Origin of the sequence: Streptomyces sp. NPDC058335, assembly GCF_042723915.1 — a bacterium.
Classification (GTDB): domain Bacteria; phylum Actinomycetota; class Actinomycetes; order Streptomycetales; family Streptomycetaceae; genus Streptomyces.
This window is the reverse complement of the sequence record NZ_JBHXHX010000029.1, coordinates 38,204-60,810: the sequence shown is the minus strand read 5'-3', so window position 1 is coordinate 60,810 and position 22,607 is coordinate 38,204. Positions and strand designations below refer to the sequence as shown.

Genomic DNA, 22,607 nt, shown 5'->3' with positions numbered 1-22,607 from the left:
ACGCGCGCCGCCTGGGCCGGGCCCGGTGCCCCTTGCACGCCCCGCGCGCCGCTCCCGGCCCTCGGCCCGTCAGCCGGCACGCGCGCCTACCCCGGGCCCGGACCGAGCGGCGCACGCGCGCCGGGCCGCCCGGTCGGGCGGCCCGCACCTGGGGATCGGGGACGGCCGCACGTACGCCGCGTGTGCGCCTTCCGATCAGTCGCCCCGCACCCGCGCATGCAGGTGCATGTCGTGCCAGCCGTCCTGGTGGAGGACGGAGCTGCGCTTGGTGCCTTCCAGGGTGAAGCCGGTCTTGGCTGCCACGCGGCAGGAGGCCTCGTTGGATGTGGCGTGCAGGAGTTCGAGGCGGTGGAAGCCGATGTCGTCGAGGGCCCAGCGGGACAGGGCGGTCGTGGCGCGGGCGGCGACGCCCTGGCCGCGGGCGGCCGCCGTGGTCCAGTAGGCGACCTCGGCCATGCCGTCGACCAGCTCGATGCCTCGCAGCGCCACGCGTCCGCGCAGCTCGTCGGTGTCCGCGTCGACGACCGCCCACTGGACGGCCTTCTCCTCGGCCCAGGCGGTCACCCACTCCTCGACCCAGCCGGTGACCTCCGCCATCGAGTCGGCGGCCCGGACGTGCCACCGGTGCATCAGCGGGTCCTGGAAGGCCGCGTGGACGGCGGGCGCGTCCGTGTCCCGCCAGGGCCGCAGGACGAGGCCGTCGCCGGTGGGGATCACCGGCTGGGGAGACTCGGCGAGCGTGCCGGCGGGCAGGACGGGATCGGTCAGAAAGGGCATGACCCGCATCCTCCCCACCGGACCGGAGCGTGCCAACCGGATTTCGCGGCCGCCGTAGGGTGGGTCCCGATGAGACGCCGCTCCCCTCCCCCGCCCTCCCCCCTCCCGCAGCGCCAAGGGGTCGATCCGGTCCGCGTCCGGCTGCCGGGCGAGGGCCACTGGGCGACCGTGGGGGAGCACCTGGCCGAGCGGTACGGTGCGGCGCGGGCCGAGGCCGTGGACGCGATGTTCGCGGCGGGGCGGATCGTCGGAGCCGACGGGCGGGCGGTGCCGGCGGACGCGGCGTACGTGCCGGGGATGTTCGTGTGGTTCCACCGGGACCTGCCCGCCGAGGAGCCGGTGCCGTTCCCCCTGGAGATCGTGTACCGCGACGAACACGTCGTCGTCGCCGACAAGCCGCACTTCCTCGCCACCACCCCGCGCGGCAGCCATGTCACCGAGACCGCGCTGGCCCGGCTGCGGCGGGAGCTGGACCTGCCCGCGCTGGGCGCCGCCCACCGCCTCGACCGGCTCACCGCCGGGCTGGTGCTGTTCACCGTGCGCCCCGAGGAGCGCGGCGCCTACCAGACCCTGTTCCGCGACCGCCTGGTCCGCAAGGTGTACGAGGCGGTCGCGCCGTACGATCCGGGGCTCGCCCTGCCGGTGACCGTGCGCAGCCGGATCGTGAAGGAGCGCGGGACACTGACCGCCCGCGAGGTGCCGGGTGAGCCCAACGCGGTCAGCCGGGTGGAGCCGGCCGGACACCGGCCGGACGGGCTCGCCCGCTACCGGCTGACCCCGGAGACCGGGCAGACCCATCAGCTGCGGGTGCACATGGCCGCGCTGGGCGTGCCCATCCTCGGCGACCCGCTCTACCCCGAGGTGACCGCCCCCGGACCGGCCGGTGACTTCCGGCGCCCGCTGCAACTGCTGGCGCGGGAGCTGGAGTTCACCGACCCGGTCACCGGGGCGGAGCACCGGCTGCGGAGCCGGCGGACGCTGGCCGCCTGGTCGTCGTACGACGCCTGGGGCGGCGGGCGCGACGTCGGTCAGTAGCCGCGCCACCAGGCCAGGAAGCGGCGCCAGGCGTTCGGCCGGCGGGCCGGTTCGGGTGCGGGGGCCGGTTCGGGGGCGGGCGCGGGCCGCGGGACCGTCGCCGCGGGCCGGGGTGCGCCGGGCGGCGGCATGCGGGTGGCCAGGGGCGGAGCGGCCGGTGCGGCGGTGGGCGCCGGCTTGATGTCGAGGGTGACCGGGATGACCGGGCGCGGCGGCGGGATCGCGCCGTGGGTCGGCCTGACCATGACGTCCTGCTGGTCCTTCGGCTCGAAGCGGACCGGCAGTTCCACGAGGTGTCGCGAGGCGATCGACGTGGTCCAGCGCAGGTCCTCCTCGGCGCAGGCGAGCTGCACGTCCGGCAGGCGCGTCAGCAGGGCGTCGACGCCGACGTCGGCGATGGCACGGCCGATGTCCTGGCCGGGGCACTCGTGCGGGCCACCGCCGAAGGCGAGGTGGGCGCGGTTGCCCTGCATGTTGGCGGCGAGGTCGGGGCGGACCCGCGGGTCCACGTTGCCCGGCGCGGGTGCGAAGAGGAGGCCGTCGCCCCGGCGGATGCGCTGCCCGCCCAACTCCGTGTCCTGCTTGGCGAAGTAGGCGAAGACGGTGCTGAACGGCGGCTCGTCCCACAGCGACTGCTCGACTGCCTCCGGCACCGTCATCTGCCCGCCGTTGAGCTGGGCGAGGAACCGCGGGTCGGTGAGGACCATGCGCAGGGCGTTGGAGAGCAGGTTGACCGTGGCCTCGTAGGCGGCGAAGAGGACCAGGCGCAGATGCTCCCGGACCTCGTCGTCGGTCAGTCCCGCCGGGTCCCGGATGAGATGGCTGGTGAAGTCGTCCTGGGGGTCGGCGCGGCGGCGGGCGGTGAGCCGGCTCAGCGCCTCCATGACGTAGGTGTGGCTGGCGATCGCGGTCTCGGTGCCCTTGAGCGCGTCCCGGGCGGCCTGGACCATCCGGTCGTCGTACTCCTCGGGCATGCCGATGACGTGGCACATCACGGCCATCGGGAGGTGCTCGGCGAACTGGCTCACCAGCTCGGCGCGGCCGCGCTCGCAGAAGCGGTTGACCAGGCGCTGGGTGGATCGGTAGATGTACCGGCGCACGCTGCGGTCGTCGATGGTCGCCATGGCCGCCGTGACCGCGCCGCGCAGCCTCTTGTGCTCGTCGGCCTCGGCGTGGGAGCAGATGGGCTGCCACGCGATGTGCGGCATGAGTGGGTGGTCGGGCTTGACCGCGCCCTCCAGCAGCGGCGTCCAGATGCGGCTGTCGCGGCTGTACTGGGAGGGCGTGCGCACCAGGTGCATGTTCTCGGCGTGGCCGAGGACCACCCACATCGGCACGTCGTCGTGGAGGAGCACGGGCGCCACCGGGCCGTGCTCTTCGCGCAGTTGCTCGTAGAGGTCGCCCAGGTCCTCCGCGCCGGGCCCGTAGAGCCGGCGCAGTCCGCCGGGGCCACGGCCGTGCGCGGGGCAGCCGGGCGGCGGGTCGAGGGCGAGGTCCTGCGGACCGGTCGTCGTGGGGTGGTCAGGCGTCACTGGGTCGCTCCGAAAGGGTCCGGGTAGATCCGGGAGGGTCGGGAGGGTCGGTGGTCCGGGAAGTCCGGGAAGTCCGGGAAGTCCGAGGAGGGTCGGGGGGGGCGGCGGGTGTCAGGTGAGGTTGCCGGCCAGCGCGAGGTCGTGGAGGAAGCGCGTCAGCGTCATCAGCACGTCGCGGCTGGAGGCCCGGCGGCGCACGTCGCACTCCATGATCGGGATCTCGGGCGGCAGGTCGAGGGCGCCCCGCAGGTCGTCGAGCGGGTACCGGGGCCCGTCGGGGAAGGTGTTGACGGCGACCACGAAGGGCACACCGCGCTCCTCGAGCCGGCCCATGACCTCGAAGCTGACCTCCAGGCGGCGGGTGTCGACCAGGACGACCGCGCCGAGGGCGCCCTCGAACAGGCCGTTCCACAGGAACCAGAACCGCTCCTGGCCCGGTGTGCCGAAGAGGTAGAGCACGACCTGGTCCGTGATGCGGATCCGGCCGAAGTCCATCGCCACGGTGGTGGCGGTCTTGGTGTCGGAGCCGTAGTTGTCGTCGACGCCGATACCCGCCTGCGTCATGGTCTCCTCGGTGGTCAGCGGCTTGATCTCGCTGACCGACCCGACCATGGTCGTCTTGCCGACACCGAAGCCGCCCACGATGACGATCTTGGCCGCCGCCGTGGTCGTGTGCGGCAGATGATCCTCGGCGCGTGGGCCGGGGATGGTGTCAGAGCCGTTGAAGTCCATTCATCACCGCTTCGAGGAGGGAACGGTCGGGAAGGTGCTGCCGGACGATCGGGGCGCGCGCATGGACGAGTTCGGCCGCCAGCATCTCGGTGAGCAGCACCGTCACCACGCTGAACGGCAGGCTGAGGTAGGCCGACACCTCGGCCACCGCCAGCGGGGCCCGGCACATCCGCAGCACGGCCGACTGCTCAGGGGTGGCGGAGGAGGGCGGTTCTGCGCGCGCCACGATTAACGTGACGAGGTCGAGGGGCGCGCGTTCGCCGTCCGGGCCCGTGATGATGTACAGCCGCTCGGGGTTCTTGCCCTCCCCCTCCTTCGGCGGCTGCGGGAACGGTTCCGGGTCGGGTTCGCGCCGCCGGCGTTGCGGAGGCGTCATACGCTCTGCCCGTTGCGGCGGGGCGGACTGGTCAGATGGGCGCCGATCCGGACCACGAGGTCGCGCATCATGGCACTCATCCGGCCGGCCTCGCAGCGCACGTCGGCGAGGACCGCGAGGTAGGCGTTGGCTCCGGCGGACATCATGTAGAAGTAACCGCCGTTCAGCTCGATCATGACCAGGTTCATCTCGCCGTCGCTGGAGTGGATCTCCTGGGCGACGGCGTTGGCCAGACTCTGGAGGCCTGCGCAGGCGGCGGCGACGCGGTCGGCGGCGTCGGGGTCACCGGCGTAGCGGGCGATGCGCAGCCCGTCGGCCGAGAGCACGACGATCATCTCGATGCCCGGAACGCCGTCGTAGAGCTCCTTGAGCAGCCAGTCGAAGTTTTGGCGCTGCTGGATCACGTGAGGTCCCCTTCGTCGTCGGCCTCGGACTTGGCCTTGTCCTTGAGCAGGTGCAGGTAGGCGGTGGGATTGCGGGTGAAGTCGGTCGGGTGGTGCCCCGGAGGGGCCTCCTTCTTCAGGCCCTCCCAGAAGGCCTCGAAGGCCACGCCGGGCTCCTGCCGCTTCATGTCGGGATCGGGTTCCGGCTTCGGCTGCGCGAACGGATCGGGCTCACCGGCGAGTTCGGCGGCCTGGGCGGCGTACGCCTCGCGGTAGCGCTGGCTGATCGGGATCGTCGTCTTGCTGCGGCGCTGCGGCAGGCCCTTGTCGGTCCACTCGGTGACCTCGGGCACCTCGTCGTCGTCCAGGGAGACGCCCGCCGGGATCCTCGGGTTGGTGGGACGGCGCTTCTTCGGGGGCCGCTTCGGGCTCTCGACCTCGATGTTGCCCAGGTCGATCTGCGGTACGGCGGTGGCGCCGATGCCGTGGGCGAAGCCGGGTGCCGGGTCGGAGGTGACCATCTCGCTCGGCGCGATCAGTACGGCGCGGACGCCGCCGTAGGCCGAAGTGCGCAGCGACACCTGCATGTCGAACGCGGTGCAGAGCCGGCCGACGACCGCGAGGCCGAGGCGCGGGGTGCCCCCGACGTCCTGGATGTCGACACCGGCCATGGCCTGTTCCAGCATGCGCTCGGCCTTGGCGCGGGCCTCCTCGCTGAGGCTGACGCCGGCGTCCTCGATCTCGATCGCGATGCCGGTCTGCACCTCGACCGCGTTGACGTGCACCTTGCTGGTGGGCGGCGAGTAGCGGGTGGAGTTGTCGAGGAGTTCGGCGAGCGCGTGGATCAGCGGTTCGACGGACAGGCCGCGGATGTTGACCTTGGCGATGGAGTCGAGCTGGATGCGGCGGTACTCCAGGATGCGGGACATGGCGCCGCGCAGCACGCTGTACAGCGGGACCGGCTGGGGCCAGTTGCGGCCGGGGCGGCCGCCGCCGAGCACGCCGATGGAGTCGGCGAGACGGCCGATCAGGGCGGTGCCGTGGTCGATGCGCAGGAGGTCGTCGAAGACCTCGGGGTTACGGCCGTGGTCCTCCTCCATCTCCCGGAGTTCCGCGGCCTGTTGGTGGACGATGGCCTGGACGCGCCGGGCGACGCTGACGAACGAGCGCTGGGCGGAGTCGCGCAGGGCCTCCTCGTGGTCGACGATCTCGAGGATCCCCTTGACCACCTTCTGCTGGCCCTTGTCGAGGTCGCGGTAGTCGGCGTCCACGTCGGCGAAGTGGAGCATCACCTCGCGGGGCGAGTTCCCGGCGCGCAGCCAGGCCACCGCCTGCGGGACGAAGTAGTCGGCGAGCCGGAGGTTCTGCTCCCCCTGGGCGGCGACCCGGCGCTCCAGGTACGCGATCCGGCGTTCCTTCTCCGCGCGCAGTTCCTTCAGTTGACGGCCGCGGCGGACCGACTCGGCCCCGGCGGCGATCACCAGGAGAGTGGCGACGGCTCCGCAGGCGCCGACGGCGGTCTGGGCCGGCGCCGCCACCAGGGCGACGGCCGCGCCGGTCGCCGCGGCCATCAGTATCGCCGGCAGCAACACCAAGCGCGCGTAGGCCAGTTCTCGCCGACCGGGTGGGGACTGAACACTCACCATGTGGGCACCCTCTGTAGGGGATCTGTCGGTATCTTCGGGGTATTGGGGAACAAGCGCACGAATACGCCTCAACTCGGTGCGCCGCGGGCGAGCTTAGTCCGACCGGATCATCGCCGTGTCATATTCGGCAACCGCCTGAAACCACGGCAGCACCTGGAGTAACCTCGGGCGTTTTACACGTACGGAGTTCGTTCGCACACCGTGCGTAACGATGTGCGGGCGTGCGAAAACCTTCACCAGGACGGGTGAATCAGCGGGTGCGAGGCCGCCGTCAGGCGCCGACGATGCGCAGCGCCGCGTCGGCCGTGGCGCGGGCGAAGTCCGAGACGGGGCGCTCCGGGTCGGAGCGGTGGACGAGGATGACGCCCTCGATGAGCCCGAAGACGAGATCGGTCCGCAGATCCAGCTCGCTCTTGGCGAGGGTGCCGCCCGCCGGGGTCGCGGCGAGCAACTGCCGGTAGCAGTCCTTCAGTTCCGCGCGCACGGCATGGAACCCGGCGAACCGCTCGGTACGCACCTCCGGAAGCAGATACAGCCCGCCGAGGTTGTGCGGGCCGCCGCAGAGCAGCTCCACGTCGGTGCGGCACAGCTCCCACAGCCGGTCCGCGGCCGACCGCGTGTCGTCCGCGAGCAGCTCACGGGCGTACGTCAGGGACGGCGTGACCGTGGACTCCAGCAGGGCAGCGAGGAGTTCCTCCTTGCCGGAGACGTAGTGGTACATGGAGGCCTGGCGCATGCCGGCCCGCTCGGCGACGGCCCGGGTGGTGGTGGCCGCGTAGCCGCGGGTGGTGAACAACTCCGCTGCGGCCGAGAGCAGTTCGGCTCGCGGTTCCAGCCCGCTGTCGGGCCGCTGCGCGGCGCGCGGCCGGCCGACTCGGCGCCCACTGGTCGTCCCCATGCGTTCGATCCTCGCACACGGCACCGGACGGCGACCTGGCGAGAGACCGGACGGCGACCGCAGCGAAGGGCACGGCGCCTTCGGCTCCGAGCAGGGCACAGCGCTCTCGGCCCCGATCAGGGCCCGCCTCCGCGACGGACACGGCGGCCTCCACACCCAGGAGGCCACGCGCCACGACGGGCACGCCCGCCCCGACACCCTGCACGCCCCACCCCACGACACACGCCCACCCCCACACCCAGCACACCCCACCCCACGACGGGCACGCCCACCCCGACACCCTGCACGCCCTACCCCACGACGGGCACGCCCACCCCCACACCCTGCACGCCCCACCCCACGACACACACGGCGGCCTCGACGAATCGCCGGACGCCGACTTCCCGCCGAACGCGGCGATCCCGCCCCGAACGCGGCTGCCTCCACGCGAGGCGCGGCCACCTCACCGAACGCGGCCGCCTCCACACGTGCGACCACCTCACCCGGCGCGGCCACCTCACCGCAGAGCACGCCGACCCGGACAGCCCTCGGCGGCCTTCGCGAAACGCCCGCCAACGCCCCCCGCGCCGCTCCCGACAACAGTCGTGAGCGGCCGGTAACAGCGCGGCAACCCGGCGGCAACGGCGGTGACCCGACCCGCCCCTAATTTCTGTCGGGCGACAGAAATTAGAGACGACCGAACTCACCCCAGCCCCAGCCGGAGGACCTGATGGCGACAGCGACCACGTACGGGGCCCGTGCCCATGCGCGCGCCCAGGAGGGCACGCGTACCGAGACGATGCCCATCGTCCCGGCCGCGGACTGGCCGGCCCCGCCCTGCGAGGCGGGCCACCTGGTGTGGGCCGAGACGGTGGCGGGCGGCAACTACACGCACCGGGTCCTGGCCCGCGGCACCGAGCTGCGCCTGACCGACCTACGCGGCGACGCCTGCGCGCACCTGCTGCTGTACGCCGCCGACCGCCCCTGGGAGCGGCTCAACGCCGCCGACACGGTCAAGGTCCAGTGGAACGCCTACCTCGGCGAGGGCGTACTGCTCCTCTCCGACCAGGGGCGGGTGCTGGCCTCGGTCGTCGCCGACACCTCGGGCCGGCACGACGCCCTGTGCGGCACCTCCACCCTCGTCCGCAACACCGCGCGGTACGGCGACGGCACCCCGCAGTCCCCCTCCCCCGCCGGCCGCGAACTGTTCAAACTGGCCGCCGCGAAGAACGGCCTCGAACCCCGTGACCTGCCACCCTCGCTCTCCTTCTTCCAGGGCGTGGAGGTCCGGGGCGACGGCACCCTCGACTTCACCGGCTCGGCCGGCCCCGGCGGGGACATCACCCTGCGCGCCGAGCAGGACGTGACCGTGCTGATCGCCAACGTGCCGCACCCGGCCGACCCGCGCGCGGAGTACGTCAGCACCCCACTGGAGGTCCTCGCCTGGCGGGCCGCGCCCACCCGGCCCGGCGACCCCCTGTGGGAGGCCACTCCCGAGGGCCGCCGCGCCTTCCTCAACACCGTCGAATTCCTCACCGCGAGGGGGCTCGCATGAGCACGACCGTCGTTCCCGCCCGTGCCGCCTGGTCGTCCGTCGTCCGGGCCGGCGAGACGCTCACCATCACCGACCTGCACGGCAACCAGGCCGTCGACTGCCTCGTGTACGACGCCCACGACACGTCGGTGCGCTACAGCGCCCCCGACACGATCCACGCCCAGGGCGGCATCTTCCTCACCACGGGCAGCGTGCTGCTGTCGAACGAGCACACCGCTCTGATGACGGTCGTCGGGGACGACGTGGGCCGGCACGACACGGTCGGCGGCGCCTGCTCCAAGGAGTCCAACACCCTGCGTTACGGCCACCACACCTGGGCGCAGCACGCGTGCGTGGACAACTTTTTGGCCGAGGGCGCCAGGCACGGCCTCGGCAAGCGGGACCTGGTGTCCAACATCAACTGGTACATGAACGTGCCCGTCGAGAAGGACGGCACCCTCGGCATCGTCGACGGCCTGTCCGCGCCGGGCCTGACGGTCGCCCTGCGCGCCGAACGCGACGTGCTCGTCCTCGTCTCCAACTGCCCCCAGATCAACAACCCCTGCAACGGCTTCCAGCCGACGGCCGTGGAGATGACGATCACCGGCGCGACGACGCCCGAGGGGGCCACGACCGACCAGGCCACGACCGACCGGGCGACTGCCGGCGGAGCGACGACCGACGGAGCGAGCGCATGAGCTTCGACACGCTGCTGGTCGCCAACCGTGGCGAGATAGCCGTCCGCGTCATCCGCACGGCCCGCGAACTGGGCCTGCGCACGGTCGCCGTGTACTCCGACCCCGACCGCTGCGCCCCGCACGTCCGGCTCGCCGACGAGGCGGTGCGGCTGGGCCCGGCGCCGCCGAAGGAGTCGTACCTCGACGGCGACCTGGTCCTGAAGGCGGCCAAGGACACCGGCGCGGGCGCGATCCACCCCGGCTACGGCTTCCTCTCGGAGGACGCGGCCTTCGCGCGCCGCTGCGCGGACGCCGGGATCGTGTTCGTGGGCCCGACGCCCGAGCACCTGGAGCTGTTCGGCGCCAAGCACACCGCCCGCGCGGCGGCCGAGGCGGCGGGCGTACCGCTGGCGCCGGGGACGGGACTGCTGCCCTCCGTGGACGAGGCGCTGTCCGCGGCGGCCGGCATCGGCTACCCGGTCATGCTCAAGGCGACCGGCGGTGGCGGCGGCATCGGAATGTCGGCATGTCGCTCCGCCGACGAACTGACGGACGCCTGGGAGCGCGTGCAGCGCGTGGCGGCCGCCGCCTTCTCCTCCGCCGGTGTCTTCCTGGAGCGCCTCGTCGAGGACGCCCGCCATGTCGAGGTGCAGGTCTTCGGCGACGGCGAGGGCCGGGTCGTCACCTTCGGCGACCGTGACTGCTCCCTCCAGCGCCGCAACCAGAAGGTGGTCGAGGAGGCACCGGCACCGGGACTCCCCGACCGCATCAGACAGCAGCTGGCCACCAGCGCCCGCGAGTTGTGCGCCTCGGTCGGCTACCGCTCCGCCGGCACCGTCGAGTTCGTCTACGACGCGGCCCGCGAGGAGGCCTACTTCCTCGAGGTCAACACCCGCCTCCAGGTGGAACATCCGGTCACCGAGGAGATCTACGGCGTCGATCTGGTCGCCTGGATGCTGCGCCTGGCCCGCGGTGAGCGGGACGTCGTCCACGAGCCCGGCCCGCCGCGCGGTCACGCCGTCGAAGCCCGCCTGTACGCGGAGGACCCGAGCCGCGAACACCGGCCCGGCGCCGGCCTGTTGACGCGGGTCGAGTTTCCGGCCGGGGTGCGCGTGGACGGCTGGGTGGAGACCGGCACCGAGGTGAGCCCGGCGTACGACCCGATGCTCGCCAAGGTGATCGCGTACGGCTCCGACCGGGTTCACGCGCTGGCCCGCCTCGACGAGGCGCTGGCCAGGACCCGGATCGACGGCATCGAGACCAACCTGGGCCTGGTGCGGGCGGCGCTGGCGGACCCCCGGTTCGTGGCGGCGGCCCATTCGACGGCCACGCTCGCCGAGGTGCAAGACCCGACCCCGCGCATCGAGGTCGTCTCCGGCGGCACGCTCACCACCGTGCAGGACTGGCCCGGCCGCACCGGGCACTGGCAGGTCGGCGTGCCACCGTCCGGCCCGATGGACGACCGCTCCTTCCGCCTCGGCAACCGGGCCCTGGGCAACCACGAGGGCGCCCCCGGCCTGGAGTGCACGCTCCAGGGACCGGCCCTGCGCTTCAGCCGTCCGACGACCGTGTGCGTCACGGGCGCGCCCGCGGCGGTCACCGTCGACGGCACGCCGGTCGCCCAGTGGGAGCCGGTGACCGTACCGGCCGGTGCCCTGCTGGAGGTCGGCGCTCCCGTCGAGCACGGCCTGCGGACCTACGTCCTCCTCGCCGGCGGCCTGGACGTGCCCGCCTTCCTGGGCAGCGCGAGCACCTTCACGCTGGGCCGGTTCGGCGGTCACGGCGGCCGGGCCCTGCGGACCGGGGACGTCCTGCACACCGGGACGGCCGCCGGGACGGCCGCCGGGGGCGACACCACCCCCGTCGTGGACCGCCCCGCCTTCACCTCCGTCTGGCACATCAGCGCCGCCGAAGGCCCGCACGCGGCCCCGGAGTTCTTCACCGAGGACGACATCCGCGACTTCTACGCGGCCGACTGGAAGGTCCACTTCAACTCGGCCCGTACCGGCGTCCGGCTGGTCGGCCCCAAGCCGCGCTGGGCGCGGACCGACGGCGGGGAGGCGGGGCTGCACCCGTCCAACATCCACGACACGCCGTACTCCGTCGGTGCCGTCGACTACACGGGCGACATGCCGGTGCTGCTCGGCCCGGACGGCCCGTCCCTGGGCGGGTTCGTGTGCCCGGCGACGATCCTGAGCGGCGAGCGCTGGAAGCTGGGCCAGCTCCGCCCCGGCGACACCGTGCGGTTCGTGCCGGCCGACGTGGACGGCGGTCTCCGGCCCGTGATCGTCGACGGCGGCGTCCTGGCGCGGGACGGGGACGTGACGTACCGGCGCAGCGGCGACGACAACCTGCTCGTCGAGTTCGGTCCGATGCAACTGGACCTGGCGCTGCGGATGCGCGTCCACGCGCTGATGGAGGCGGTGTCCGACGCCTGCCTGGACGGCGTCACCGACCTCACGCCGGGCATCCGTTCCCTCCAGATCCGCACGGACCCGGATCGGCTGCCGCAGAGCGAACTCCTCGCCGTCGTAAGGGAGATGACCGCCTCCCTCCCGCCGACGGACCAGCTGGTGGTGCCCTCCCGTACGGTCCATCTCCCCCTGTCCTGGGACGACCCGGCGACCCGCGAGGCGATCGCCCGTTACATGGCGGGCGTGCGCGACGACGCCCCCTGGTGCCCGTGGAACATCGAGTTCATCCGCCGCGTCAACGGCCTCGACTCGGTGGCGGACGTCTACGACACGGTCTTCGCCGCGGAGTACCTGGTCCTCGGCCTCGGTGACGTCTACCTGGGCGCGCCGGTCGCCACCCCGCTCGATCCACGCCACCGCCTGGTCACGACGAAGTACAACCCGGCCCGCACCTGGACGGCCGAGAACTCGGTCGGTATCGGCGGCGCCTACCTGTGCGTCTACGGCATGGAGGGCCCCGGCGGCTACCAGTTCGTGGGCCGTACGACGCAGGTGTGGTCGCCCTGGCGGCAGCGCGGCGCGTTCGAGCCCGGACGGCCGTGGCTGCTGCGGTTCTTCGACCGCATCCGCTGGTACCCGGTCGACGCGGACGAACTCCTGGAGCTGCGGGCCGACATCATCTCGGGACGCTTCGTGCCGCGCATCGAGGAGGGCACCTTCTCACTCGCCGAGTACGAGGCGTTCCTCGTCGAACACGCCGACTCCGTGGCCGAGTTCAGAAACCGGCAGCAGACGGCGTTCGGCGCGGAACGGGACGCCTGGGAGGCGGCGGGCGAGTTCGCCCGCGCGGATGCCGCGACGGCGCCCCCGGCCGCACCGGCCGAGGTGACCGTGCCGCCCGGCGGCCGCCTGGTCGAGGCGGAGTTCGCCGCGTCCGTCTGGCAGTTGAACGTCAGCGCCGGTGACGAGGTGGCGGCGGGGCAGCCGCTGCTCGCCCTGGAGGCGATGAAGATGGAGTCCAGGGTGCACGCGCCGGTCGACGGTGTGGTGGCACAGGTCCTGGCCAGGCCGGGCGACCAGGTGGAGGCGGGAACGGCCCTGCTCGTCCTGGCCCCCGCGGTCCCCGCCCCCGCCGCCGCACAGTGAAAGAGGAACCAGACATGTCCACCACGCTCGCCCGTGTCCGTGCCGCCCACGCCCGCATCGAGGCCGTCGACCGCCCCGAGATCTGGATCGGCCTGCGTCCCTCGGCGGCCGTCGAGACGGAGGCCCGCGCCCTGGACGCCCGGGTGGCGGCGGGCGAGCACCTGCCGCTCGCCGGCCGGCTGCTCGCCGTCAAGGGCAACATCGACGTGGCGGGCCTGCCCACCACGGCGGGCTGCCCGGCGTACGCCTACGAGCCCGAGGCCGACGCCCCGGTGGTCGCCCGGTTGCGCGCGGCGGGCGCGCTCGTCCTCGGCACGACGAACCTGGACCAGTTCGCGACGGGCCTGGTCGGCACCCGCTCGCCCTACGGCGCCGTACGGGGCGCCCGCGACCCGGAGCGGATCAGCGGCGGGTCCAGCTCCGGCTCGGCGGTCGCGGTGGCCCTCGGCATCGTCGACCTCGCGCTCGGCACGGACACGGCGGGCTCGGGCCGCGTCCCGGCCGCCTTCAACGGCATCGTCGGCCTGAAACCGACCCGCGGCCTGGTGTCCACCCAGGGTGTGGTCCCGGCCTGCGCGTCCCTGGACTGCGTGACGGTGTTCGCCCGGACCCTGCCGGAGGCGGAACAGGCCCTGGCCCACATGACGTCCGCACCCGGCCATCCGCTGCCGGCCCGCGCACCGGGCCCCTGGCGGATCGCGGTGCCGCCCCTCGACCAGCTCGGCGAACTGGACCCGGGCTGGGCCGAGGCGTACGAGGCGGCGGTACGGCAGGTCCGGTCCGCCGGGGCCGAGATCCGCACGATCGACCTCGCCCCGTTCACCGAGGCTGCGGCGATGCTCTACGAGGGCGCGTTCGTCGCCGAGCGCTACACCGCGGTGGGTACCTTTGTCGACAAGTTGCTGGCGGAGGGCGGTGCGGGCCTCGACCCCACCGTCGCCGGCATCATCACCCGCGCCCGGGACATCCCGGCCCACCGGCTCCACGCCGACACCGACCGCCTGGCCGCCCTGCGCGCACGGGCGCTGACCGCGCTCGCCGACGCCGACGCCCTGCTGCTCCCCACCGCCCCCGGCCATCCCACCCTCGCCGAGGTCGCGGCCGACCCGCTGGGCGCCAACGCCCGCCTGGGCCGCTTCACCAACTCCACGAACCTCTTCGACCTGTCCGCGGTGGCCGTCCCGGCGGGCGAGGTGAGGGGCCTGCCGTTCGGCGTGATGCTGATCGGCCGGGCCTTCACGGAGGAACGGCTCACCCGCGTCGCGCACCTGCTCCGGCCCGACACCTACGTCGCCGTCGCGGGCGCACATCTGACCGGCCAGCCGCTGAACTCCCAGCTCCTGTCCCTGGGCGCCGTACTGGACCGTACGACGACGACGGCCCCCGTGTACCGCCTGCACGCCCTGCGGACGACCCCGCCGAAGCCGGGCCTCGTCCACGTGGGCGAGGGCGGCGCCCCGGTCGAGGTGGAGGTCTGGCGCCTCCCGGCAGCGGGCCTGGGCGGCCTGCTGGCCGCCCTCCCCCGCCCGATGGCCCTGGGACGCGTCACCCTCACCGACGGCACACAACTCCCGGGCTTTCTCTGCGAACCCTCCGCACTGACGGACGCGGAGGACATCACGGAGTACGGAGGCTGGCGGGCGTACCTGACCCGCTGAGGCGAACGGACGGCCCTGTTCCCCCGACCGGTCCAGCCCGCCCACCACCTACACCGCCTCGACCCCCGACAAGACCATCGACTCCGACAGACCCGCAGAACACCAAGAAGTACCGGGCTGGCAGGCACACCTGACCCGTCGAGGCGAACGGGCGACCCTGTTCCGCTCCAACGGTCCAGGCCGCCCGCCTACGCCTCCTCAGCCCACCGACGAGTACGCCACGACGCCCCGCAGCAGGGCGTCGACGGCCTTGCGGGCGTTCTTCGCCACCGACGAACTCTCCGGGGGCGCGGCTGCCGCGATCTGCCCGAGGACGTCGATGACCTGCTTGCACCACCGCACGAAGTCCCCGGCCGGCATCTCGACCTCGCGCAGGACCTCGTCGAGGCCCTTGCCCGAGGCCCACATGTGGGCGGCCCAGGCGAAGCCGAGGTCGGGCTCGCGCTGCCCGACGCCCTCGGTCTGGCTGATCCGGAAGTCCTCCTCCAGAGCGTCCAGCCGGCCCCAGATCCGCACCATCTCGCCGAGCGCGGCCTTGGCCTTGCCCGAGGGCAGCTTCGGCGCCATCGCGTCGTCGCTGGTCCTGGCCTCGAACACCAGCGCCGAGACGCAGGCGGCGAGTTCGGCGGGGGTCAGACCCTCCCACACCCCGGCCCGCAGGCACTCGCTCGCCAGCAGGTCCAGCTCGCCGTACAGCCGGGCCAGCCGCTTGCCGTGCTCGGTGACCTCGTTGCCCCGCAGGTAGTCCAGCTCGGTCAGCAGGGCCACGATCCGGTCGAAGGTCCGGGCGATGGTGTTCGTCCGGCCCTCGATCCGGCGCTCCAGCTGCGAGGTGTCGCGCAGCAGCCGGTAGTAGCGCTCGGCCCAGCGTGCGTGGTCCTCCCGGTCGGAGCAGCCGTGGCAGGGATGGGCGCGCAGCGCGGCGCGCAGACGGGCGATCTCCCGGTCGTCGGCGGCCTGGGACCGGCCCCTGCGGGAGCGCTCCGGCTCGATGTGCCCGGCCTTGGTGCGCAGCGCGGACGCGAGGTCCCGGCGGGACTGCGGCGAGCGCGGATTGAACGACTTCGGGATGCGCATCCGCTCCAGCGCCTCGACCGGCACCGGAAAGTCCATCGAGGCCAGCCGCTTGACCTGCCGCTCGGCGGTCAGGACGAGCGGGCGCGGACCGTCCTGGTGCTCGAAGCCGCGATGGCCGTTGGCCCGTCCGGCGGGCAGGCCCGGGTCGAGGACCAGCGCCAGCCCGGCGTACTTGCCGGTGGGCACGTGGATGACGTCGCCCGGCTTCAGCTTCTCCAGCGCCACCGCCGCCTCGGCCCGCCGCTGGGCCGCGCCCTGCTTGGCCAGCTCCGTCTCGCGGTCCTTGAGTTCGCGGCGCAGTCGCGCGTACTCCTCGAAGTCGCCGAGGTGGCAGGTCATGGAGGCCTTGTAGCCCTCCAGCCCCTCCTCGTTGCGCTGCACCTGCCGCGAGATCCCGACGACCGACCGGTCGGCCTGGAACTGTGCGAAGGAGGTCTCCAGCAGCTCGCGCGAGCGATGCCGCCCGAACTGCTGGACCAGGTTGACCGCCATGTTGTACGACGGCTTGAAGCTGGAGCGCAGCGGGTACGTACGGGTGCCCGCCAGACCGGCCAGGTGGTCGGGGTTCATGGCGCGCTGCCACAGCACGACGGCGTGTCCCTCGACATCGATGCCGCGTCGGCCGGCCCGGCCGGTGAGCTGCGTGTACTCGCCGGGGGTGATGTCGGCGTGCTGCTCGCCGTTCCACTTGACGAGCTTCTCCAGCACCACCGAGCGGGCGGGCATGTTGATGCCGAGCGCGAGGGTCTCGGTGGCGAAGACGGCTTTGACCAGCCCGCGCACGAACAGCTCCTCGACCACCTCCTTGAAGGTCGGCAGCATGCCCGCGTGGTGGGCGGCGATGCCCCGCTCCAGGCCCTCCAGCCACTCGTAGTAGCCGAGGACGTGCAGGTCCTCGTCGGGGATGGCGGCGGTGCGCTCCTCCACCAGGGCGCGGACCCGTTCGCGCGCGTCCTCGTCGTTGAGCCGCAGCCCCGCGTACAGGCACTGCTGGACGGCGGCCTCGCAGGCGGCACGGCTGAAGATGAACGTGATCGCGGGCAGCAGGCCTTCGGCGTCGAGCCGCTCGATGACCTCCGGCCGTCCGGGGGTCCACACCCTCGACCGCTGCCTGCGCTCGCGCTCCCGGTCGGCCTCGCGGATGTTCCGGCCGCGCTTGCGGTCCTGGTACGACGGCCGGCTGGCCTCCATACGGGCCAGCCGCGAGAGGTCGGGGTTGACGGCCTTGCGGTGGCCCTCGCCCTCCTCGAACAGGTCGTACATCCGCCGCCCGGCGAGCACGTGCTGGAACAGCGGCACGGGCCGGTGCTCGGAGACGATCACCTCGGTGTCGCCGCGCACGGTGTCGAGCCAGTCGCCGAACTCCTCGGCGTTGGACACGGTCGCCGAGAGGGAGATCAGGGTGACCGACTCGGGGAGGTGGATGATCACTTCCTCCCATACGGCACCCCGGAAGCGGTCGGAGAGGTAGTGCACCTCGTCCATCACCACGTACCCGAGGCCGAGGAGGGTCTGCGAACCGGCGTACAGCATGTTCCGCAGGACCTCGGTGGTCATCACGATCACCGGGGCATCGGAGTTGACGCTGTTGTCGCCGGTGAGCAGGCCGACCTTGTCGGCGCCGTAGCGACGGCACAGGTCGGAGTACTTCTGGTTGGACAGCGCCTTGATGGGTGTCGTGTAGAAGCACTTCTTGCCCTGCTGGAGGGCGAGGTGGACGGCGAACTCGCCGACGATCGTCTTGCCCGAGCCGGTCGGGGCGGCCACCAGGACGCCCTTGCCCGACTCGAGCGCCTGGCAGGCCTCGATCTGGAAGGGGTCGAGACCGAAGTCGTACATCTCGCGGAAGGAGGCGAGCGCGGTGGCCTGCTCGACAGCACGCTTACGGGCTGCCGCGTACCGCTCGGCCGGTGAGAGGTCCTCTGTCATCGTGCTTTCGAGCGTACCGGGCCGCACTGACAACAGGACGATCATTATCCGGATCCGCTGCCGGGAAACCCGCGTCCGCGCAGTTCAGGGCCTCACGATGCGTGCCTGCGTGGGCACAGTGGCGCGCGGCCGGGGCGCCACGTGGGCGCCCCGGCCGCGCGGGAGATCCGTTCCGGTGCTCAGGTCACGTCGTCGTAGCCGTTGACGCGCTCGGCGGTCGCCTGCTCGGGCAGCGCCCGGCTCGGGGCCACCGCCTCGACCTCGCCGATGGCCTCGGGGGTGAGATCCAGCTCGGAGGCCTCGTCGTCGGCGGGGGCCAGGGCGTCCCGGCGACGCCTGCGGCGGTCGTTCAGCAGGGAGAAGCCGGTCGCGAAGAAGTAGAGGATCCAGATCGGCCCGGCGAGCGCCAGCATGGTCAGCGGGTCGGTGCTGGGCGTGGCCACCGCCGCGAAGACCGTGATGCCCATGATCATGCCGCGCCACCAGCTCATCATGCGCCGGCCGGTCAGCGCCCCGGTCAGGTTGAGCATGACCAGCAGGAGGGGCAGCTCGAAGGAGAGGCCGAAGACGAGCACCATGCGGACGATGAGGTCGAGCAGATCGTCCAGCGGCAGCTGGTTGTCCAGATCCGCCGGGGAGAACTCGAGGAGCACCTTCGCCATCGTCGGCAGCGTCTTGTACGCGAAGAAGGCGCCTCCGAGGAACAGGGGTACGCCGGTGCCGACGAAGGCGTAGGCGTACTTGCGCTCGTGCTTGTGCAGTCCCGGCGCGACGAAGCCCCACAACTGGTAGAGCCAGACCGGCGACGCGAAGATCACACCCGCCATCAGGGACACCTTCAGGGCGAGCGTGAACGGGGTGAGCAGACCGTTCAGAACGATGCGGGCGCAGTTGCCGCTGCTCTGCTGCGCCAGCTCCGAGAAGGTCGAATCGCACCCCACCGCGGTCAGGATCGGGTTCGTGAAGAACTCGATGATGTCCTTGTAGAAGAAGGCGGCGACGATCGTCACGACGACGATGGCCAACAGCGCCTTCGCGAGCCGGTTGCGCAGCTCACGAAGGTGTTCCGCGAGGGGCATCCGCCCCTCCGGGTCCTTCTCCTTCTTGCGGGCAGACTTGAGCAACCCACGTTCCCATCTCGTGCGGCGGGCCGGAGATCACCGGCCCTGCGTCAGCGCTTGGTCGAATCCGTGGGCTCGCTGACCGGGCGCGAGCTGGTCACGTCACCGGGGGAGGCCTGGATCGTGCGCTGAGCGGGGGGCTGCTCGCCGTCGTTGGGCGGGCCGGCCGGGGTGGCCGTGCTGCTGCCCTCGTCCTTCATCGCCTTGGCCTCGCTCTTGAGGATGCGCGCGGACTTGCCGAGCGAGCGCGCCATGTCCGGAAGCTTCTTCGCGCCGAACAGCAGGATGATGACGACGAGGATGAGAATGATCTCGGGGGCGCCGAGCCTTCCGAACATAAGTCTTTACCTTCTCACCGAGGCGGCTGGGTGGGACTGCCGTCCGACCGGTCGGACATGTGTCCGAACGATCGTGCTGACAGCGATCGTAACGCTCAGGGGTAAACGTGAGGCAATCCCCGTGCGTACTCCCGTCCGCGTTCCGGGCCTCGTTCTCCGGACCGCGACCAGCAGCGTACCTGTCCGAACCGCCGCGGCGGGAGGGCGAAGTGACCCAAAACGCGTTCCGCGCGGGACTCACAGGACGGTCACAGCGGTACTCACACGGTGTCCACAGCCCGAGCCGCGCTCAGGGACGCCCGCTCCAGCTCCTCGGCGGCCCGGTTGATGCGCTGCGCGGAATCCGAGACCTGCCGGCCGAGGCGCTGCGCCTCCAGGAAGACCCGGACGGCGCACACCGCGAGAACGGCGAGACCCAGAAAACCCACGGCTACGGCGAACATCGGCCAGAACATGACGCCGAGCCTAGACCTTGCTACGGCACCTGCAGCCGCAGGGTCCTGACCCCGCCCCCGGTGAGCAGCTCGACGACCCGCTCACCGGCCGGCTTGCGCACGGCGGCGCCGCAGTCCGGGCAGGTGAAGGAGTAGAACGTGGTGCGGCTGGAGCCGCCGATGGCCAGGCGCAGCGCCCCCGCGGCAAGTTCGAAACGGCCGCGGCAGTCCGGGCAGCCGGCCCGGAAGACCACCGGGGCCACGCTTCTCATCCCCGAGAACGCCGAGGCCACCGAGATGTCCCGCACACCGGACGTCGTCACCGACTCGCTCACAGCTGCTGCTCCCGCCCGTCGATCCGCCCCCGCACCCGCTGCCCGGTATTTCCACCGGCCGTGTCCGCCGTGCCGCCGTACGCCTCGACGCCCGCGGCCTCCATCCCGTCGTACGCCGCCAGTGCCTCGCGCGCGGCGCGGCGGGCGCTGTCGGCGAGGTCCTGCGGCGAGACGATCCGGCCGTCGCGGCCGAGCCGCAGTGCCAGGCGCCGCAGGGAGGCCGGCTCGGGCGTGCGCAGAGTGATTCGCAGTCCGCCGTCGGGCAGCTCATCGGCGCTGTCGTGCGGGTAGTACTCGGCGACCCAGCGCCCGCCGGGCCCCACCTCGACGACGACCTCCGGGTCCTCGGCGGCGGGCTGGACCAGCCCCTCCGACAGGTCCCGCAGCTCGACCTCGGGCGGCGCCGAGGGCTCGTCGAGGATCTTGATCTCGGCCACCCGGTCGAGCCGGAAGGTGCGGCGCGCCTCGGAGCGGCGGCACCAGGCCTCGACGTACGTGTGCCCGACGCTGACCAGGCGGATGGGGTCGATCTCGCGCTCGGTGACCTCGTCGCGGGCCGGCGAGTAGTAGCGGATCCACAGCCGGCGGCGCTCGGAGATCGCCCGGTCGACGTCGGCGAAGACACCGCCCTCGGCCTCGAAGGTCACCGACAGGCGCGAGCTGGCGCCCGCCGCCTCCCCGGCCGCGGTCTCCACCTTGGCGGTGGCCCGCAGCAGCGCCTGGCGGTCGCTCTCGCGCAGCCCCGGCAGGGTCGCCACCGCGCGGGCGGCCACCAGCAGCGCGGTCGCCTCGTCTGCGGCCAGCCGCAGCGGCTCGGCGGCGTCCGCGCCGAGGGCGGCCGGGTTGTGCCACCAGATGCGCTCGCCGTCGGTGTCGATGTCGAGCAAGTCACCGCCGCGGAAGCTGGTGCCGCACATGGGCAGCACGTCGAGGTCGGAGACCAGCTCGTCCTCGGTGATCCCGAAGGCCCGTGCCACGTCCTCGATGCGCGCTCCGGGGCGCTCCCGCAGATACGTCACCAGGGAGAGCATCCGCCGGGTCTGGTCGATCGCGTTCGCCGGCCTGACCGGTTTGCCTGCCACTGTGTTGCTCGCTCCCCCTCAGCCCTTGGCCACGGCGCGCAGCCGGTCCACCACGTCGGCCCGCAGCTCCGCGGGCTCCAGCACCACCACGTCCGGCCCGAACTCCACCAGCCAGGCGTCCAGCCCGTGCCCGTACGGAATCTCCAACTCGTCCCAGCCGTCACCGAGTTCCCGCACCGCCGTGGCCCTCGCCCGCAAGGGGTACCCGGAGCCGCCGCGCAGCCGGATCAGCGCACTGCGGTCGGCGGTCTCCCCCGCCCAGCTCGCGACGGTCTCACGGACGGTGACGACGTCGGGCACGGGCGTGGTGAAGGCCGTACCGCGCGAGCGCACCTTGCCGGTGATCCGGGACAGCCGGAAGACGCGTTCGGCGCCCCGGTCGCGGTCCCAGCCCGCGAGGTACCAGTGGCCGCGCCAGCACTCCAGCGCCCACGGCTCGACGTGCCGGGGCTCGGGGCGGGCGGCGGTGGCCTTGCGGTAGTCGAAGAGGACGGGGCGCCGGTCGCGGCAGGCCAGCATCAGCGGCTCGAACGCGGCCTCGTGGACGGGGATGCGCGGTTCCAGAGCACTGTGCGGCTCGTACGGGTCGACGTCCTCGGGCAGTCCGGCCGCGCGCAGCTTCTGGAGAGCGCCGCTGGCCGCGCCGGCGAGTCTGGCCTGCTGCCACACCTTGGCGGCCAGGCCCAGGGCGGCGGCCTCCTCGGCGTCGAGGGTGATGGGCGGCAGCCGGTTGCTGTCACGGCGGGCGAGGTAGCCGACCTCGCCGTCCAGGCTCTCGACGGTCTCGATGACCAGGCCCAGCTCGCGCAGGTCGTCCTTGTCCCGCTCGAACATCCGGTTGAAGGAATCGTCCGAGCCGGCCGCGCCCCTGCCCGGACCGAACGCCTCGACGTAGGCCTCGATGGAGTCACGCAGCTCGCGCTTGCTGAGCGGCCGCCGCGTCCCGAGCAGACACAGCGCCAGGTTCATCAGCCGCTCTGCCTTGGCAATGGCCATCGACGCCCTTCGCCTTTCTTATGGTGCTTCCGACGGATGACCGTACCGCTCCGCGGTGCCCGGGCAAAGCCGAGGGCCCATGCCCGGACAGGCATGGGCCCCAGGTGGTCGAGACCGGTCGTACGACGATCAGACCCCGAGCAGGTCGACCACGAAGATCAGCGTCTCGCCGGGCTTGATCGCCGGGGTCGGGCTCTGGTTGCCGTAGGCGAGGTGGGCCGGGATGGTCAGCTGGCGACGGCCGCCGACCTTCATGCCCTGCACGCCCTGGTCCCAGCCCTTGATGACCCTGCCGCCGCCCAGCGGGAAGCGGAACGGGGTGCCGCGGTTCCAGCTGGCGTCGAACTCCTCGCCGGTGCTGAAGGCGACACCGACGTAGTGCACGGAGACGGTCTGGCCCGCCTGCGCCACCTCACCGTCGCCCTCCCAGATGTCCTTGATCTCGAGGTCCGCCGGGGGCTCGCCGCCCGGGAAGTCGATCTCGGGCTTCTCGATGCTCACGTCTTAC

At 72.6% G+C, this 22,607-nt stretch carries 20 protein-coding genes; 5 read left to right on the top strand and 15 right to left on the bottom strand.

The genetic code is table 11. The features are described 5' to 3' along the window. Positions 1-195: 195 nt before the first annotated feature. A complete protein-coding gene (locus tag ACFWJX_RS37425; RefSeq protein WP_383251063.1) occupies positions 196-777 on the bottom strand; it encodes a GNAT family N-acetyltransferase in 582 nt (193 codons plus the stop codon). A gap of 69 nt (positions 778-846) precedes the next feature. Between ACFWJX_RS37425 and ACFWJX_RS37420 the strand changes: the two genes are divergently transcribed. Next, positions 847-1,812 carry an RluA family pseudouridine synthase gene (locus ACFWJX_RS37420; RefSeq protein WP_383251061.1) on the top strand — a complete coding sequence of 322 codons (966 nt, stop codon included), beginning with the start codon at positions 847-849 and terminating at the stop codon, positions 1,810-1,812. On the opposite strand, the gene ACFWJX_RS37415 is transcribed toward ACFWJX_RS37420, so the two are convergent. The 6 genes from ACFWJX_RS37415 to ACFWJX_RS37390 all read right to left on the bottom strand — a co-directional run bounded on the left by ACFWJX_RS37415 (position 1,806) and on the right by ACFWJX_RS37390 (position 7,379). Beyond that, positions 1,806-3,344 (bottom strand): cytochrome P450, encoded by a 1,539-nt coding sequence (locus ACFWJX_RS37415; protein ID WP_383251059.1) that lies wholly within the window; start codon positions 3,342-3,344, stop codon positions 1,806-1,808. The two genes, ACFWJX_RS37420 and ACFWJX_RS37415, sit on opposite strands and share 7 nt — an antisense overlap. 111 nt (positions 3,345-3,455) lie before the next feature. Next, entirely contained in the window at positions 3,456-4,076 is a 621-nt protein-coding gene (locus ACFWJX_RS37410) for an ATP/GTP-binding protein (RefSeq protein ID WP_383251057.1), read from the bottom strand. Continuing rightward, positions 4,057-4,452 carry a DUF742 domain-containing protein gene (locus tag ACFWJX_RS37405; RefSeq protein ID WP_383251055.1) on the bottom strand — a complete coding sequence of 132 codons (396 nt, stop codon included), beginning with the start codon at positions 4,450-4,452 and terminating at the stop codon, positions 4,057-4,059. Before ACFWJX_RS37405 ends, ACFWJX_RS37410 begins: the two co-directional genes overlap by 20 nt. Then, positions 4,449-4,856 carry a roadblock/LC7 domain-containing protein gene (locus ACFWJX_RS37400; RefSeq protein WP_356563317.1) on the bottom strand — a complete coding sequence of 136 codons (408 nt, stop codon included), beginning with the start codon at positions 4,854-4,856 and terminating at the stop codon, positions 4,449-4,451. Before ACFWJX_RS37400 ends, ACFWJX_RS37405 begins: the two co-directional genes overlap by 4 nt. Continuing rightward, positions 4,853-6,481, bottom strand: a complete 1,629-nt coding sequence (locus tag ACFWJX_RS37395; protein ID WP_383251053.1) for a sensor histidine kinase — start codon at positions 6,479-6,481, stop codon at positions 4,853-4,855. The genes ACFWJX_RS37400 and ACFWJX_RS37395 overlap by 4 nt, the downstream gene beginning before the upstream one ends. Positions 6,482-6,752: 271 nt before the next feature. Beyond that, complete coding sequence (locus tag ACFWJX_RS37390; RefSeq protein WP_383251051.1) at positions 6,753-7,379, bottom strand: TetR/AcrR family transcriptional regulator; 627 nt, start codon at positions 7,377-7,379, stop codon at positions 6,753-6,755. A 709-nt stretch (positions 7,380-8,088) separates the two neighbouring features. Between ACFWJX_RS37390 and ACFWJX_RS37385 the strand changes: the two genes are divergently transcribed. Genes ACFWJX_RS37385 through atzF form a run of 4 tightly spaced genes read left to right on the top strand, consistent with a single transcriptional unit; the run spans position 8,089 to position 14,787 of the window. Then, a complete protein-coding gene (locus ACFWJX_RS37385) occupies positions 8,089-8,913 on the top strand; it encodes an urea amidolyase associated protein UAAP1 (RefSeq protein WP_383251049.1) in 825 nt (274 codons plus the stop codon). Further along, positions 8,910-9,590 carry an urea amidolyase associated protein UAAP2 gene (locus tag ACFWJX_RS37380; protein WP_383251047.1) on the top strand — a complete coding sequence of 227 codons (681 nt, stop codon included), beginning with the start codon at positions 8,910-8,912 and terminating at the stop codon, positions 9,588-9,590. The genes ACFWJX_RS37385 and ACFWJX_RS37380 overlap by 4 nt, the downstream gene beginning before the upstream one ends. Then, entirely contained in the window at positions 9,587-13,129 is a 3,543-nt protein-coding gene (locus ACFWJX_RS37375; RefSeq protein ID WP_383251045.1) for a 5-oxoprolinase/urea amidolyase family protein, read from the top strand. The genes ACFWJX_RS37380 and ACFWJX_RS37375 overlap by 4 nt, the downstream gene beginning before the upstream one ends. Positions 13,130-13,143: 14 nt before the next feature. Continuing rightward, complete coding sequence (gene atzF / locus ACFWJX_RS37370) at positions 13,144-14,787, top strand: allophanate hydrolase (protein WP_383251044.1); 1,644 nt, start codon at positions 13,144-13,146, stop codon at positions 14,785-14,787. A gap of 198 nt (positions 14,788-14,985) precedes the next feature. Here the strand turns inward: atzF and ACFWJX_RS37365 are convergent, their stop codons facing one another. The 8 genes from ACFWJX_RS37365 to ACFWJX_RS37330 all read right to left on the bottom strand — a co-directional run bounded on the left by ACFWJX_RS37365 (position 14,986) and on the right by ACFWJX_RS37330 (position 22,600). Next, positions 14,986-17,838, bottom strand: a complete 2,853-nt coding sequence (locus ACFWJX_RS37365) for a DEAD/DEAH box helicase (RefSeq protein WP_383251042.1) — start codon at positions 17,836-17,838, stop codon at positions 14,986-14,988. A gap of 134 nt (positions 17,839-17,972) precedes the next feature. Further along, the gene (tatC, locus tag ACFWJX_RS37360; protein WP_383251040.1) at positions 17,973-18,917 is read right to left on the bottom strand and encodes a twin-arginine translocase subunit TatC; all 945 of its coding nucleotides are present in this window, start codon (positions 18,915-18,917) and stop codon (positions 17,973-17,975) included. Between the two features lie 47 nt (positions 18,918-18,964). After that, entirely contained in the window at positions 18,965-19,252 is a 288-nt protein-coding gene (tatA, locus tag ACFWJX_RS37355; RefSeq protein WP_356563334.1) for a Sec-independent protein translocase subunit TatA, read from the bottom strand. 260 nt (positions 19,253-19,512) lie between these two features. Further along, positions 19,513-19,707 (bottom strand): hypothetical protein, encoded by a 195-nt coding sequence (locus tag ACFWJX_RS37350; protein WP_383251037.1) that lies wholly within the window; start codon positions 19,705-19,707, stop codon positions 19,513-19,515. Between the two features lie 20 nt (positions 19,708-19,727). After that, positions 19,728-20,021: a hypothetical protein gene (locus ACFWJX_RS37345; protein ID WP_383251035.1), complete on the bottom strand. Its 294-nt coding sequence runs from the start codon at positions 20,019-20,021 to the stop codon at positions 19,728-19,730. After that, positions 20,018-21,103: a helix-turn-helix transcriptional regulator gene (locus ACFWJX_RS37340; RefSeq protein ID WP_383251033.1), complete on the bottom strand. Its 1,086-nt coding sequence runs from the start codon at positions 21,101-21,103 to the stop codon at positions 20,018-20,020. The genes ACFWJX_RS37345 and ACFWJX_RS37340 overlap by 4 nt, the downstream gene beginning before the upstream one ends. A gap of 18 nt (positions 21,104-21,121) precedes the next feature. Further along, on the bottom strand, positions 21,122-22,099 hold the full coding sequence (locus ACFWJX_RS37335) for a helix-turn-helix transcriptional regulator (RefSeq protein ID WP_383251032.1): 978 nt from the start codon (positions 22,097-22,099) through the stop codon (positions 21,122-21,124). A 129-nt stretch (positions 22,100-22,228) separates the two neighbouring features. Continuing rightward, on the bottom strand, positions 22,229-22,600 hold the full coding sequence (locus ACFWJX_RS37330) for an FKBP-type peptidyl-prolyl cis-trans isomerase (protein ID WP_073495330.1): 372 nt from the start codon (positions 22,598-22,600) through the stop codon (positions 22,229-22,231). Positions 22,601-22,607: the final 7 nt, after the last annotated feature.